Genomic DNA, 14,088 nt, shown 5'->3' on the forward strand with positions numbered 1-14,088 from the left:
GGCTCAGGCGCGTCGGTACAGGTCCTGGTGCGCCTTGCGCAGCTCGAACTTCTGGATCTTGCCCGTCGAGGTCATGGGCAGTGCGGGCAGGAAGACGATTTCCTTCGGCACCTCGAAGCCGCCGAGGTGCGCCTTGCAATGCGCCGTGAGCGCGGCTTCGTCGAAGTCCGCCGGCGCGTCGGGGCGGCGCGTCACGAAGGCCGTGATGGCCTCGCCCCAGTGGTCGTGCGGCAAGCCCACCACCGCTGCATTCATCACGCCCGGGTGACGCAGCAGCACCTCCTCGACCTTGATCGACGGCACGTTCTCGCCGCCCGACTTCACCATGTCCTTCAGGCGGTCGAGAAAGATGAGCTGCCCGTCGTCGTCCATCTTGCCCAGGTCGCCCGAGTGGTGCCAGCCGAAGCGCTGGGCGTTGGCGGTGGCCTCCGGGTCCTTGTAATAGCCGAGCATCACATTGGGGCCGCGAAAGACGATTTCGCCGACCTGGTTCGCTGCGAGCAGTTCGCCGTCGTCGCCCATCACCGAGACTTCGTTCACCAGCGTGCCCACGCCCCAGTAGGAGCCGAAGCGCTTGCGCTGTTCGTGCGCTTCGAAGATGGTGGCGCCGGGGTACATCTCGGTCTGGCCCGACACCAGCGCGAAGTTGGGGCAGAACTCGTCGAGCAGGCGCAGCAGCAGCGTGCGCGGCATGGGCGCCATCGCATACACGCACAGCCGCAGGCTCGACAGGTCGCGCGACGCGCGCTGCGGGTGGGCCAGCAGCGCGCCGTACATCATCGGCAGGCCGACCATCACGGTGATGCGGTGGCGCTCGATGGCGCCGAGCACCGCGCCGGGGTCGAAGCCGCGCAGCACGACCAGCGCCCCGCCCACCGCGAGCGCGGACATCAGCACGGTGTGCTGGCCGCAATGGAAAAGCGGCAGCACGCTGCTCCACACGTCGGCGCGCTCCGGGCTGCTGCCCCACTCGACCATGTTGCTCAGCAGCACCGAGTGCACCGACGCATGCGAATGCATCACGCCCTTCTGGCGGCCCGTGGTGCCGCTGGTGTACATGATGAGCGCGAGTTGCGTGCTGTCGATGGGCACGTCGGGCAGCGTCTGCGGCCCTTGCGCAATGGCCTGCGCCACGGTGGGCACGCCCGCGGGTGGCGTGTCGCCGTCGAGCACGCACAGCAGCGGCGCAATGCCCGCGCCGTCGACCAGTGCGCGCAGCTCGGGCTTGGCATGCAGTGCGGTGTCGATCACCAGGTGGCGCACCTCGGCGTGCGCGAGGATGTAGCCGACGGCGTCCACCGCCAGCGCGGTGTTGATGGGCACCCACACCAGCCCCGCCTTCTGGATGCCCAGCAGTGCCACCACCATCTCGATGGAGTTGTTGCACAGCATGCCCACGCACGCGCCGCCTTGCAGGCCCAGGCCCAGCAGGTGGTGCGCGAAGCGGTTCGACGCGGCGTCGAGTTCGCCGTACGACATGCGGTGCTCGCCCTCGATCAGCGCGGTGCGTCTGCCGAACCGGCGCGCGCTGCGGTGGACCACGTCACCCAGCGCAACGCGCGAGATGCGGGGGTGGAACTGCGAGGGCGCGAGGCCCGTGTCGGCTGCAGGCATGCTCTGTGTCTCCGGTCTTCTGTGGTGGTGCGCAGCCTAAGGCTGGCCTCCCCACGCGTCTTGCGAAGACTGGCTACACAGCGCGGCCTGCTCTGGCAGGCCCTAGAAGCGCGCCTTCAGGAAGGCCGACGGGCCTTGCAGGCGCACCTTCAGACGCGAATCGGCAAAGCTCGCCTCGCGGGTCAGGTCGATGTTCGTCACGCCATAAGAGAGCACCAGGCCCACGTTCTTCACCGGGAACCACTCCACGCCGGCCGAGGCGTTGTAGATGTTGCCGTGAAAACGCCCACCGTTCTTCCACACGCCCGAGGCGTCGGCGAACAGGCGAAGGTCGGGCGTGATGGCATGGCGCACGCCGATCTCGAGCAGCGGTGCAATGGCGTTGTCGCTCGAGCTCTCGCTGAGGGTGCCGACCTGGCCGTTCACCGAGGCCAGCGCGGTCGCGCCCAGCGTCGCACGGTAGTAGGCGGCGCCAGCGCCCAGGCCGAGCACGGTGTTGCCCGAGCCGATCCACCATTTGTACGACAGCTTGGCGAAGTCGAGCTTGGTGTTGACGGAGGCGTTGCCGAACGAGTTCAGCGTGCCGAAACTGCCGAAGGACGTGCTGTTCGCGACGCCGCCCGAGTAGTCGCGCTTGTACTGGTAGTAGTCGAACGAAATGCCCTGGCTGTCGCCGAGCAGCACGTCGGCCGTGATGCGCGGCATCGTCACGCGGCCCGGCTTGATGTCGCCCGATTGCAGCGTGCCGTAGGGCGTGCCCACCGATGCATTGAACTTGGGGTCGGCGTTGAACGCCCCCACGGAGAAGCTGAAGCGGTCGAGCGCGGGCGAGGGGTCGGCCAGGGCCGGCGTGGCGGCGAAAAGAAAGCCGGTGCCAACCATGGCGCCCAATGTGCCGAGCGTGCCGAGTCTTGCGATCCGATCGAGGGGGCGGGAGCGAAACAGCATGGAAGAATTCCTTGATGACCTGAAGAGGATGAAAAATGTGAACGCCGTGGGCATGTAATGAAGGTGGACGCGAGCCGATGAGGCCTTTGCGGTGCCTGCGGGCATGGCTCCCTGTAACGCGGCATCACGATAGACGCATCATTCAGACGCTTGCATGCGCGCAACGCCGTTGTGCTTGTAGGACGCTTTCGATGGCTGGGGGGCGCGGCCCCGGCGGCGACGCCAGCAGGGCTACAGTGGCGCGCATGCTCAAACACCTCTCCACCACCACCGGCAAACAGCGTCTTCTTTACGGCGGGATCGCCGCTGCCGCGGCGGCTGCGGCGCTGATGCCGGTGCCGATGAGCAGCATGGCGCGCGGCCTGGCCGGATGGTGCGCGGGGGTTCTGGTCTACCAGGTGCTTACATGGTGGCTGGTCGACACCTTCGATGCCAGGCGCACGCGCGAGCGTGCGCAGCAGCTCGACCAGCCCAACATCGTGATCCTGGTGTCGATGCTGGTGGTGGTGGCCGTGAGCGTGGTGGCCATCGCCATGATGTTGCAGCAGGTCAAGCAGCTGAACGGCTGGGAGCGCGCCGCCCATGTCGCGCTCGGGATGGTGGCGCTGGCGGGTTCGTGGCTGATGATCCACACCATCTACGCCTTTCACTACGCGCACCGCTACTACATCGACCAGAAGGGCGGCACGCCCGACGGCGGGCTCGACTTTCCGGGCAAGGACGACGCGCCCGACTACTTCGACTTTCTGTACTACTCGTTCGTGATCGGCATGACCTCGCAGGTGTCCGACGTGCAGGCCACCTCGAGGGAGATGCGGCGCATCACGCTGTTCCACAGCGTGCTGGCGTTCGCGTTCAACATGCTGGTGCTGGCACTGTCCGTCAACGTGGTGGCCGGCGCAATCTAGCCAGTCAGGTCGCGCGCCTGCGCGGCATGCCCGGCTTGACGATGCCCGTCGACAGCGCCACGCCGCACACGATCACCGCCGCGCAGATCAGCATCCACTGCGTGATGCTCTCCTGGAGAAACACCGCGCCGTAGAACAGCGCGAACACCGGCACCAGGAAGGTCACCGTCAGCGCGCGGGCCGGACCGGCCCGCTCGATCAGGCGAAAGAACAGGATGTAGGCCACGCCGGTGCAGGCGATGCCCAGGGCCAGCAGCGCGAGCCAGGCGCGCAGGCTGGGCATTTGCGCGGGCCACAGCCAGATCGCCGGCAGGGCCAGGAACAGCGTGGCGCCCAGCTGGCTGCCGGTGGCAGTGGTGAGCGCGGGCACGCCGCCCAGGTGGGCGCGCGTGGCACTGGCCGAGATGCCGTAGCACAGGCACGCGGCCAGGCAGGCCAGCACCGCGAAGAGTGCGGCATTGCCGCTCGCGCCCGCTTGCAGGCCGGCGCTGCGGCTGGCCAGCATGGCGACGCCGGCAAAGCCGATCACCAGCCCGACGATGCGCCAACCCGCGGGGCGTTCGCGAAACCATGCCCACGCCACCAGCGCGCCGAACATCGGCGTGGTCGCGTTGAGCACCGCCGCCAGGCCGGTGTTGATGGTCAGCAGCGCGAAGCAGAACAATGCGAAGGGCATGCCCGAGTTGAAGACGCCGACCGCGAAGCTCGCCTTCCAGTGCCTGGCAAGACTGGGGCCCTGGCCGCGCAGCAGCGCGATGGGCAGCAGGAACAGCGCGGCGATGGCCACCCGCACTGCGGCCGTCGGCAGCGCACCGAACTCGGCCGCGCCGATGCGCATGAACAGAAAGGACGCGCCCCATAGCGCGCCCAGCAGCACCAGGTCGATGAGCCAGGCGGTGGGAGCGAGGGTCTTGGCGGGGATGTTGTTGTTCGTTGTGGTGGTCATGCGTCGTCTGTTCTTCTGCGGTGCCCGGCGCTCAGAGCGCCTTCTCGAGTTCGAGCAGGGCGGTCTTGCGCTCGAGCCCGCCAGCGTAACCGGTCAGCGAACCGTCGGCGCCCAGCACGCGGTGGCAGGGCACGATCACGCTGATCGGGTTGCGCCCCACGGCCGCGCCCACCGCGCGCACCGCCGCGGGGTTGCCCACGTTCACGCTCAATGCACCGTAGCTGGTGGTGGCGCCGGCCGGAATGGCCAGCAGCTGCTGCCACACGCTTTGCTGGAACGCGGTGCCGTGCGAGAGGTCGAGCGTCATGTCGAAGCTGTCGCGCCGGCCGGCGAAGTAGTCGCGCAACTGGGCGGCCGCCTCCACCAGCGCGGGGTGGTCGTCCCGGGTGATCCAGCCGGTGGTGTCGGGCCAGTGGCGCTGCTGGTCGAACCAGACGCCGGCCAGGCCCTGGTCGGTGGCCGCCATTGTCATGCCGCCCAGCGGCGTGTCGAGGTGCGAGGTGTAGATGACTTTGCTCTTGAACTTCATGACATTTCAGGCGGTGAAGCCTGCCGTGGTGACGAGGGGAGATGCCGTGGCCGCCGTCTCGGCGGTGGGCAATGCGGAAGACGAAGAGGGCGCATGCCAGGCGCGCAGCACCGCGTAGCTGCGCCATGGCCGCCAGGCCTGAGACGCCTCGCTGGCGGCGCGCGCCGTGGTCACGCCCAGTGCCTTCTGCAGCGCGACGTCGCCGGCCGGAAAGGCGTCGGGCCAGCGCAGCGCGCGCATGGCGATGTACTGCGCGGTCCAGGCACCGATGCCCGGAAGCTCCTGCAGCGCGGCGATGGTCGAGGGCACGTCGGCGCCCGCATGCAGGGCCAGCTTGCCGGCCACCACGTGCTGGGCGATGGCGTGCAGCGCGGTCTGCCGCTGGCGCACGATGCCGAGTTGGCCGAGGGCGTCGCCGCTGGCCGCGGCAATGGCGGCGGGCGTGGGGAACAGCCGGTCCAGTCCTTCGACCGGCGTGGCCATCGGCTCGCCGAAGGCCTCGACCAGCCGCGAGCCCAGCGTGCGCGCCGCGGCCACCGTGACCTGCTGGCCCAGCACGGCGCGCACCGCCAGTTCGAAGCCATCGACCGCGCCGGGCACGCGCAGCCCGTCGCCGTGCGGAAAGGCCGCATGCAGCGCGGCGTTGATCGCCATCGGCTCGGCGTCGAGGTCGAACAGCGCCCGCGCCCGGCTGATGACGATGGGCAACACCGCGGCGAGCGAGTCGCTCACCGACAGCAGCACCAGTTCGCGCTCCAGGTCGAAGCGCAGTTGCATCCAGCCGGCGTGCGCCTGCGTGCCTTGCTGGACGCGCAGGGTGCGGGTCAGCTTCACGTACGTGGGCGTGCTGCCCTTGACGGGCGCCTTGCCGTCGGCCGTCGTCACGACCTCCACGCCCCGCAACGCGCGGCGTGCGAAGAACGCGAGCATGGCGTTGGCGTCGTACGGCGGTCTGAAGCCCAGCCGCACCTCGATCGCCTTGGCCTTGTCGCCTTCGGCCGCCGCGCCGCCCGCCCTGCGCAGTGCACTGGGGTTCAAGCCGTAGTGTTCGAGAAACGCCGCGTTGAAGCGGCGCACGCTCGCAAAGCCGCTGGCCAGTGCCACTTGCGTCATCGGCAGCCGGGTGTCGGCGATCAGCTGCTTGGCGGCCAGCAGGCGGCGCGTCTGCAGATACTGTAGGGGCGACACGCCGAACTGCACCTCGAAGATGCGGCGCAGGTGCCGGTCGCTCACGCCGAGCCGTGCGGCGATCTGCGCCGCGCCGGGGCCGTCTTCCGACCACGCGTCGGGCTCGTCGATGAGCCGGGCCGCCTGCAGCGCGAGGATGCGCGAAGCGTCTTCGGTCGACCAGCTGGCCGCACGCGGTGCCAGTTCGGGCCGGCAGCGCAGGCAGGGGCGAAAGCCCGCCGCCTCGGCCTGCGCCGCATGGCGGAAGAAGCGGCAGTTCTCGCGCCGCGGCAGCTTCACGCGGCACACCGGGCGGCAATAGATGCCGGTGGAGGTCACCGCGGTGAAGAACGAGCCGTCGAAGCGCGCGTCGTGCGTCTTCATCGCCAGGTAGCAGGCGTCGCTCTCGAGCGCTTCGTGGGGTGTGTGGGCGGCGGGCATGGGGAAATGATACGGTTTCGACTCGTTTCAACTGGCCGTTTTCGGACATGTGGCCCTCCGGGGCGTTGCCTACAATGCCCCGTTCGCAAAACCAACCGGGAAACGCCTTTCATGCAGCTCAGCGCGTCGATCTTCAAGGCCTATGACATTCGCGGCGTCGTGCCGGTCACTCTCGACACCGAGGTGGCCGAGGCGCTCGGGCGGGCCTTCGGCAGCGCCGCGCGCGCAGCCGGTGAAAAGTCGGTCGCCGTGGGGCGTGACGGCCGGCTGTCGGGGCCCGCGCTCGCTGAAGCGCTGATCCAGGGCCTGGTGGCGACCGGCGTCGAAGTGATCGACGTGGGCGCGGTCACCACGCCCATGCTCTATTTCGCGGCCCACACGCTGTGCACCAGCGGCATCCAGGTCACCGGCAGCCACAACCCCAAGGACTACAACGGCTTCAAGATGGTGCTGGCCGGCCGCGCGATCTACGGCGACGAGATCCAGGGCCTGCGCAAGACCATGGAAGCCGGCACAGCGCAACTCGCCCCCGGCGGCAGCGTGCGCAAGGTCGACGTGACCGAGGCGTACGTGAAGCGCATCGCCGGCGACATCAAGCTGGCGCGCCCCATGAAGATCGTGGTCGATTCGGGCAATGGCATCGCCGGTGCCTCGGCACCGGCCATCTTTCGCGCCATCGGCTGCGAAGTGACCGAGTTGTTCAGCGAGGTCGACGGCAACTTCCCCAACCACCACCCCGACCCCAGCAAGCCCGAGAACCTCAAGGACCTGATGGCCGCGCTGGCCGCGGGCGACGCCGAACTGGGCCTGGCCTTCGACGGCGACGGCGACCGGCTGGGCATCGTCACCAAGGACGGCCAGAACATCTTCCCCGACCGCCAGATGCAGCTGTTCGCGCAGGACGTGCTGTCGCGCGTGCCGGGCGGCACCATCGTCTTCGACGTCAAGTGTTCGCAGCGCCTGGCGCCGGCCATCGAGGCCGCGGGCGGCAAGGCCATGATCTACAAGACCGGCCACTCGCTCATCAAGGCCAAGATGAAGGAAATCGATTCGCCGCTGGGCGGCGAGATGAGCGGCCACATCTTCTTCAAGGAGCGCTGGTTCGGTTTCGACGACGGCACCTATGCGGGTTGCCGCCTGCTCGAAATCCTGAGCAAGAGCCCGGACGCCAACGCCGTGCTCAACGCCTTGCCCACCAGCTTCTCCACGCCCGAACTGAACGTGGCCTGCGCCGAGGGCGAGCCGCATGCGGTGGTCGGCCAGCTGGTGAAAAGCGCGCGCTTCGCGGCGCCCGCCACGGTCTCGACCATCGACGGCTTGCGCGTGGACTGGCCCGACGGCTTCGGGCTGATCCGTGCGTCGAACACCACCCCCGTGCTGGTGCTGCGCTTCGAAGGCCAGACCGATGCGGCGCTCAAGCGCATCGAGGCCGAGATGCTGGCCCTTTTGAGAACCGTCAAGCCCGACGCCAGCCTGGCCGAAGCCTCCCACTGAACCCAGCCTGTGCGTTCCCTGTTGCTCCGCCTCTACGGCGTATTCACCACCGTTGTGCAACCGCTGGTCCGTCGCAAGCTGCGGCGCCGCGCGCAGGCAGAGCCGGGCTATGGCGTGGCCGTGGAAGAACGCTTCGGGCATTACGACGCGGCCACCACCGGCCATGCGCAGTGCTGGGTGCATGCCGTGTCGCTCGGCGAAACGCGCGCTGCAGCCATCCTGATCGCCGAACTGCGCCGCCAGTACCCCGGCATTCCCATCCTGCTCACCCATGGCACCGCCACCGGCCGCGAAGAGGGCGTCAAGCTGCTCGAGCCCGGTGACACGCAGGTGTGGCAGCCCTGGGACACGCCGGGCGCCGTGGCGCGCTTCCTAGACAAGTTCCAGCCCCGCATCGGCGTGCTGATGGAAACCGAGGTGTGGCCGGTGATGTCCGCGGCCTGTGCCGAGCGCCGCATACCGCTGGTGCTGGCCAATGCGCGGCTCAGCGAAAAGTCGCTGGCCGCCGCCGAGCGCCTGGCCTGGCTGTCGCGGCCCGCGTATTCGGCGCTCACCGCCGTGTGGGCGCAAACCGAGGCCGATTCGCACCGGCTGGTGTCGCTGGGCGCCAAGGTGGCCGGCGTGTACGGCAACCTGAAGTTCGACGCCACGCCCGACGAGCGCCAGCTCAAGGCGGCCGTGTCGCTGCGCGAGCGCCTGCCCAAGCCGATGGTGGTGCTCGCGAGCTCGCGCGACGGTGAAGAGCGCATGCTGCTCGACGTGCTGAAGCGCTTCGGCGCCACGTCGCCGGTGCCGCCGGAGCAGGGCGCGGTGCGCTCGATCGCCAAGCGGGTGCACGACGTGCAATGGATGATCGTGCCGCGCCATCCGCAGCGCTTCGACGAAGTGGCTGCGCTGATCGAGGCCGAAGGCTTTGCGGTGGCGCGCCGCAGCGCGGCGGGGCAGCCGGCCGAGGCCGAGATCTGGCTGGGCGATTCGCTCGGTGAAATGGCGCTTTACTACGGCCTGGCCGACGTGGCGCTGCTCGGCGGCAGCTTCGAGCCGCTGGGCGGGCAGAACCTGATCGAGCCGGCCGCCTGCGGCTGCCCGGTGGTCATGGGGCCGTCGACCTTCAACTTCGCCGAAGCATCGCAGCTGTCGCTGGCGGCCGGCGCGTCGCTGCGCGTCGAGGGCATGGAGCAGGCGGTGACTGCAGCGCTGAAGCTGGTCGAGAACCCCGAGCGCCGCGCCGTGATGGCGCAGGCCGCGCTGGGCTTCTCGTCGTCGAACCGCGGGGCGGCCGAGCGCACGGCGGCGGCGGTGCTGGCGATTGCGCAGGCCGCGGAGCCGGTCGCGACCGCCGCAGCGCCGCTTGACGGCGGCGAACCGCAGCGCGCGGAACCCACGCTGGACTGAGTTTGCATGTGCTCCTTCCCTCTCTGGGGGAAGGCTGGAGGCTGGGACCGGGGCAAGCGCCCGACGAGCGCTGCCAGGTGTTCAAGGCCGTCGTGCCCCCACCCCGACCCTCTCCCAGCGGGGGAGGGAGAAAGACAAAAAAACTCAGCGCACCGGCGGATTCAGGATCACCGGCGGCACGGGTGCCGTCGGCATCGCCGGCGCCGGCGGGTTGAACGGCTGCACCGGCACGGGTGGAATCACCGGAATGCTCGGCGGCGCAACCGGCACCACGGGCGACGCGCCGCGGTCCGTGCGATCGGGCGCCGTGGCCGCAGGCACCGCCGGCACGCTGCCGTTGCTCGCCAGCGTCGCGTTGATCGCGTTCATGTCGTTCGTCGTCAGCGTGCCGTTGGCCTGGCGCAGCTTCAGGTTGCCCAGCAGCACGTTGTAGCGGGCCTGCGCCAGGTCGCGCTTGGTCTGGAACAGCTGGCTTTGCGAATTCAGCACGTCGATGTTGATGCGCACGCCTACCTGGTAGCCCAGTCGGTTGGCCTCGAGCGCGCTCTGGCTCGACGCCTCGGCCGCTTCCAGCGCCTTCACCTGGCCCGCGCCCGACACCAGCCCGAGGTACGCCGCGCGCGTGGCCTGCGCCACGTTTCGGCGGGTGCCTTCGAACACGCTGCGCGACTGGTCTTCGAGCGCCAGCGTTTCCTTGATGCGGTTCTCGGTGGCGAAGCCGGCGAACAGCGGCAGGTTGAACACGACGCCGACCGTGGCGGCATTGGCGCGCGTGCCCACCGTGCTGGTGGTGGTGCCGGTCGGGTTGCGCGTGACGTTGTAGCCCAGGTTGGCGTCCAGCGTGGGCTTGTGCCCAGCCTTGGCCTTTTCCACTTCCAGCCCGGCCACCTCGACGCCCAGGCGCGCCTGCTGGATTGCCGGATGCACGCTGTCGGCCTGCGCAACCCAGGCATTGATGTCCGCGGGCAGGGCCGTGGGCAGCACCACCGGCACTGCGAGCGGCACGGGCACGCTGCCGGGGCGGCCAACCAGCTGGTCGAGCACCACCTTCTTCACCTGCAGGTCGTTCTCGGCCGCGATTTCCTGCGCAATCACGAGGTCGTAGCGGGCCTGGGCCTCGCGCGAGTCGGTGATGGTCGAGGTGCCGACCTCGAAGTTGCGCTTGGCCGACGCCAGTTGCTCGGCCACGGCCACCTTCTGCGCGCGCACGAGGGCGAGGCTGTCCTGGCTCGCGAGCACGTCGAAGTAGGCCTGGCTCACGCGCACGATCAGGTCCTGCTCGGCGATGGTGAACACCGCCTGCGCGATGTCGGCCTGGCGCTTGCCCTGCTCGTAGGTGGCCCAGTTCGCGGGCCGGTAAATCGGCTGGGTGGCGTTGATGCCGACGTTCTGCGTGTTGAAGTCGCGCGGCGTGGTGGTGCCCCGGCCGGTGCCGGTGAGGGTGTCGATCTCGATGTCGCTGCGCGACACCCCGGCCGTGAGGCCGACCGCCGGCAGGATGCCGGCCTTGGCCTGTGCGGCGCGCGCCACGTTGGCGTCGTACTGGGCCCGCGCGCCCTGGTAGGTGGCGTCGTAGCCGCGGGCGGCGTCATACAGTTCGTTCAGTGTCTGGCTCTGGGCCGGCAGTGCGAGCAGTGCTGCAAAGGTGCTTGCGAGCGCTGCGGTAAGAGGCGAAAGCCGGGGCCTGGAAGGCATTGAACGTCCTTGAGAAAGAGAAATCTTTTTGGGCTTGCTACGCATCGACCACGTCACGGCCTTGCGGCGAACGGTGCGCGGAAGTGCGCGAAGCCTGGGGGTGTCATTCAATACCGCGGGACCGTGGGGTCGTGCTGGGACCAGGCGTCGATGCCGCCCGCCACGTTGGCGAGCTCGGCAAAGCCGTTCTGGTTCAGGAAGGCGGCCACGCGCTGGCTGCGCGCGCCGTGATGGCACAGGCAGGCGATGCGATGGTCTTCACCCAGCTCGGCCAGCCGGCCGGGGATCTCGTTCATCGGAATCGCCAACAGGGTGAAGCCCTGGGGCACCACGCTCGCCGTCTGCAGCTCCCATGGCTCGCGCACGTCGAGCAGCAGCGGGATGGCCGCGGGGTCCTGGGCGAACCAGGCGGCAAGGTCGGCGGGGCGGACTTGGTCGATCATTCGGTCAACCGCCCGTTCAGAACGAGAAGCGCGAGGGCTCGGGGAAATTCAGCAGGCGCGGGGCCACGGTGTCCCAGGGCTGGAGCGTGTCCCACTTGCTTTCGCTGGTGCGGGTGACGAAGTGGGCGCGCATCATCGGCTCTTCGCCCACGATGGCCGCCAGGCGGCCGCCGACCTTCAGCGAACCGAGCAGGTTCTGCGGAATGCGCGCGACCGAGCCGCTCAGCACGATCACGTCGAAGCTCGGGCCGCTGGCCAGGGGCACGGCGCCGTCGGCGTGGCGCACTTCGACGTTGGTCACGCCGTTCTGGCGCAGCGTCTGGGCGGCGCGCTCGGCCAGCACGGGGTTGATTTCGAGCGACAGCACCTGGGCGGCGCGGGCGCCGAGCAGGGCGGCCATGAAGCCGGAGCCGGTACCGATCTCGAGCACCGATTCGTGCTTCTGGATGTGCAGGTCCTGCAGCGTGCGGGCCTCGACCTTGGGCGAGAGCATGAATTCGCCGGGCACCGAGCCGTCGAGCAGTGGCAGTTCCATGTCGAAGAACGACAGGGTGCGGTGCTCTTCGGGCACGTAGTCCTCGCGGTGGATCTGGGCCAGCAGTTCGAGGATGTCAGTTTCAAGCACGTCCCAGGGGCGGATCTGCTGCTCGATCATGTTGAAGCGCAAGCGCTCGAGGGTGGGGGTGGGGTTCATGGCGTGGTTTTCCTAGTGGGCTCAGGACAAACCTTCAATTTTAGGTGGCGCCGGTGACGCCAGCGGCGCGCTCGGCCTTCCGGGGTATGCGCTGAGCCCGTTGATCACCACGTCGGCCTGCGCGGCGACGTACTTCCGGGGGTCGAGCGCGGACATGCCGTCGACGCAGACCATGGCCGAATGCTTCCAGAGCATCAGGAAGACCATGGGCGCCACCACCGAATAGATGGCGTGGTCGACGTCCATCGGCGCGAACTCGCCGCTGTCGATGCCGCGCTGGAAGATGCGCCGCAGCAGGTCGTGGCCGGGGCGGACCACCTCGCGGCGGTAGAACTCCGCCAGTTCCGGGAAGTTGGCGCCCTCGCTCACCATGAGCTTGGTCAGGCCAGAGGCCTGGGTGTTGCCCACGCGCTCCCACCACACGTTCATGCAGTAGCGCAGCATGTCGGCGGTGGTGCCTTCGAAAGCCTCGAACTCGGCGTTCCACTCGGTGAAGCGGCCGCCGAGGTTCTCCATGACCACGGCCTTGAAGAGCTCGTCCTTGCTCGGAAAGTACAGGAAGAGGGTGCCTTTGGAAACGCCGGCGCGCGCCGCCACTTCTTCGGAACGGGTGGCGGCGAAGCCTTTTTCCACGAACAGGTCGAGCGCGGCGGCCAGCAGTTCGCCGGGACGCGCCTCTTTCCGGCGTTCGCGCTTGGAGCGCACCGGGCAGAGCTTGTCGACGAAGGAACGGGGCGTGGGCATGAGGTTAATGACTCGCGGGTTAGTAATGTAGTTGACCGGCAATCGCCGCGTCAAGCCGCGACAATATCGGGTTCGTCTTTTTCCACCCTGCCGGAGCAGCCCATGTCCTCTTCACCGCCGTCGACCGAATCCATCGTGCTCGGCGGGGGCTGCTTCTGGTGCACCGAGGCGGTCTTCGACCGCGTGCAGGGCGTGCTGGACGTGGAATCGGGCTATTGCAACGGCGAGACCGTCAACCCGACGTACGAGCAGGTCTGCACCGGCCGCACCGGCCATAACGAGGTGGTGAAGCTCGAGTTCGACCCCGCACGGATCAGCCTGCGCGAACTGCTGGAGATCTTCTTCGTGGTGCACGACCCGACCACGCTGAACCGCCAGGGCAACGACGCCGGCACCCAGTACCGCAGCGGCATCTACTTCACGAGCGAAGCGCACAGGCAGGTGGCCCAAGCGGTCATCGGCGAGATCGAGGCGAGCAGGACCTACCGCTCGAGCGTGGTCACCGAGGTGGCGCCGCTCGCCAACTACTCGGCCGCCGAGGGCTACCACCAGGACTACTTCCTGAACCACCCGAACCAGGGCTACTGCGCATTCGTCGTGGGCCCGAAGGTCGAGAAGTTCCAGAAGACCTTCGCCTCCCGCGTCAAGGCCTGAGCCCGCCGCCCTGCGTTCCATGCTGACAGCCCGCCGTTCATCCTCCCGTTCCGCCCGCGCGATCATCGTCGCGCTGGCGTTCGCGTTGTGGATCGCGGGCACGCTGGGCGTCATGCACCGTTCGCTGCACGTGCCGGGGCTGACCGAAGCCGCCGCAGCCACCGGGGTCCCGGCGCAGGCCCAGGGCGATGTGCACAAGCACCCCCACGGCCTGGGCAGCCTGTTCGGCGAGCACACCGACGCCGAATGCCGCCTGTACGACCAGCTCGGCGACGGCAGCGCCACGCCGAGCGTGCCGCTGGTGGTGCTGCCGGTGTTGCTGCCGTCGGCCACCTTCGCCTGGTTGCAGGGCGAGGCCCTCGCCCGATGGGTCGCGCTGTTCGACGCGCGCGGCCCGCCTTCCTCTCGCTGAATCC

General features: G+C 68.8%; 14 protein-coding genes. 5 read left to right on the plus strand and 9 right to left on the minus strand.

Annotated elements, in window-relative coordinates; translation table 11 throughout:
• Positions 1 to 3 precede the first annotated feature (3 nt).
• Both AC0IYU_RS16645 and AC0IYU_RS16650 read right to left on the minus strand, forming a co-directional pair.
• Positions 4 to 1,614: a class I adenylate-forming enzyme family protein gene (locus AC0IYU_RS16645; RefSeq protein ID WP_472118980.1), complete on the minus strand. Its 1,611-nt coding sequence runs from the start codon at positions 1,612 to 1,614 to the stop codon at positions 4 to 6.
• Between the two features lie 102 nt (positions 1,615 to 1,716).
• A complete protein-coding gene (locus tag AC0IYU_RS16650; RefSeq protein WP_472118983.1) occupies positions 1,717 to 2,562 on the minus strand; it encodes a hypothetical protein in 846 nt (281 codons plus the stop codon).
• A 245-nt stretch (positions 2,563 to 2,807) separates the two neighbouring features.
• Here AC0IYU_RS16650 and AC0IYU_RS16655 point away from each other — a divergent pair, with 245 nt between their 5' ends.
• Positions 2,808 to 3,470, plus strand: coding sequence for a DUF1345 domain-containing protein (locus tag AC0IYU_RS16655; RefSeq protein WP_472118986.1), 663 nt, complete (start codon positions 2,808 to 2,810; stop codon positions 3,468 to 3,470).
• Positions 3,471 to 3,474: 4 nt separating this feature from the next.
• Here AC0IYU_RS16655 and AC0IYU_RS16660 read toward each other — a convergent pair whose 3' ends face one another.
• Genes AC0IYU_RS16660 through AC0IYU_RS16670 form a run of 3 tightly spaced genes read right to left on the minus strand, consistent with a single transcriptional unit; the run spans position 3,475 to position 6,553 of the window.
• On the minus strand, positions 3,475 to 4,416 hold the full coding sequence (locus AC0IYU_RS16660) for a DMT family transporter (RefSeq protein ID WP_472118989.1): 942 nt from the start codon (positions 4,414 to 4,416) through the stop codon (positions 3,475 to 3,477).
• 31 nt (positions 4,417 to 4,447) lie between these two features.
• Positions 4,448 to 4,945 carry a methylated-DNA--[protein]-cysteine S-methyltransferase gene (locus AC0IYU_RS16665; RefSeq protein ID WP_435436356.1) on the minus strand — a complete coding sequence of 166 codons (498 nt, stop codon included), beginning with the start codon at positions 4,943 to 4,945 and terminating at the stop codon, positions 4,448 to 4,450.
• A 6-nt stretch (positions 4,946 to 4,951) separates the two neighbouring features.
• The gene (locus AC0IYU_RS16670; RefSeq protein WP_472118991.1) at positions 4,952 to 6,553 is read right to left on the minus strand and encodes a DNA-3-methyladenine glycosylase 2 family protein; all 1,602 of its coding nucleotides are present in this window, start codon (positions 6,551 to 6,553) and stop codon (positions 4,952 to 4,954) included.
• A gap of 111 nt (positions 6,554 to 6,664) precedes the next feature.
• Here AC0IYU_RS16670 and AC0IYU_RS16675 point away from each other — a divergent pair, with 111 nt between their 5' ends.
• Positions 6,665 to 8,047 carry a phosphomannomutase/phosphoglucomutase gene (locus tag AC0IYU_RS16675; RefSeq protein ID WP_472118995.1) on the plus strand — a complete coding sequence of 461 codons (1,383 nt, stop codon included), beginning with the start codon at positions 6,665 to 6,667 and terminating at the stop codon, positions 8,045 to 8,047.
• Between the two features lie 9 nt (positions 8,048 to 8,056).
• Positions 8,057 to 9,442 carry a 3-deoxy-D-manno-octulosonic acid transferase gene (locus tag AC0IYU_RS16680; protein ID WP_472118998.1) on the plus strand — a complete coding sequence of 462 codons (1,386 nt, stop codon included), beginning with the start codon at positions 8,057 to 8,059 and terminating at the stop codon, positions 9,440 to 9,442.
• 144 nt (positions 9,443 to 9,586) lie between these two features.
• Here AC0IYU_RS16680 and AC0IYU_RS16685 read toward each other — a convergent pair whose 3' ends face one another.
• The 4 genes from AC0IYU_RS16685 to AC0IYU_RS16700 form a co-directional block, all read right to left on the minus strand.
• Positions 9,587 to 11,137, minus strand: coding sequence for a TolC family outer membrane protein (locus tag AC0IYU_RS16685; RefSeq protein ID WP_472119001.1), 1,551 nt, complete (start codon positions 11,135 to 11,137; stop codon positions 9,587 to 9,589).
• 107 nt (positions 11,138 to 11,244) lie between these two features.
• On the minus strand, positions 11,245 to 11,580 hold the full coding sequence (locus tag AC0IYU_RS16690) for a rhodanese-like domain-containing protein (RefSeq protein ID WP_435436361.1): 336 nt from the start codon (positions 11,578 to 11,580) through the stop codon (positions 11,245 to 11,247).
• A gap of 16 nt (positions 11,581 to 11,596) precedes the next feature.
• Positions 11,597 to 12,274 (minus strand): protein-L-isoaspartate O-methyltransferase family protein, encoded by a 678-nt coding sequence (locus AC0IYU_RS16695; protein WP_472119004.1) that lies wholly within the window; start codon positions 12,272 to 12,274, stop codon positions 11,597 to 11,599.
• 21 nt (positions 12,275 to 12,295) lie between these two features.
• Positions 12,296 to 13,018, minus strand: a complete 723-nt coding sequence (locus AC0IYU_RS16700; RefSeq protein ID WP_435484481.1) for a TetR/AcrR family transcriptional regulator — start codon at positions 13,016 to 13,018, stop codon at positions 12,296 to 12,298.
• 102 nt (positions 13,019 to 13,120) lie between these two features.
• On the opposite strand from AC0IYU_RS16700, the gene msrA reads away from it, so the two are divergent.
• Entirely contained in the window at positions 13,121 to 13,672 is a 552-nt protein-coding gene (gene msrA / locus AC0IYU_RS16705) for a peptide-methionine (S)-S-oxide reductase MsrA (RefSeq protein WP_472119007.1), read from the plus strand.
• Positions 13,673 to 13,691: 19 nt separating this feature from the next.
• On the plus strand, positions 13,692 to 14,084 hold the full coding sequence (locus AC0IYU_RS16710) for a hypothetical protein (protein ID WP_472119009.1): 393 nt from the start codon (positions 13,692 to 13,694) through the stop codon (positions 14,082 to 14,084).
• Positions 14,085 to 14,088 lie beyond the last annotated feature (4 nt).

The sequence above is a fragment of the Variovorax sp. AC103 genome, from assembly GCF_979254005.1.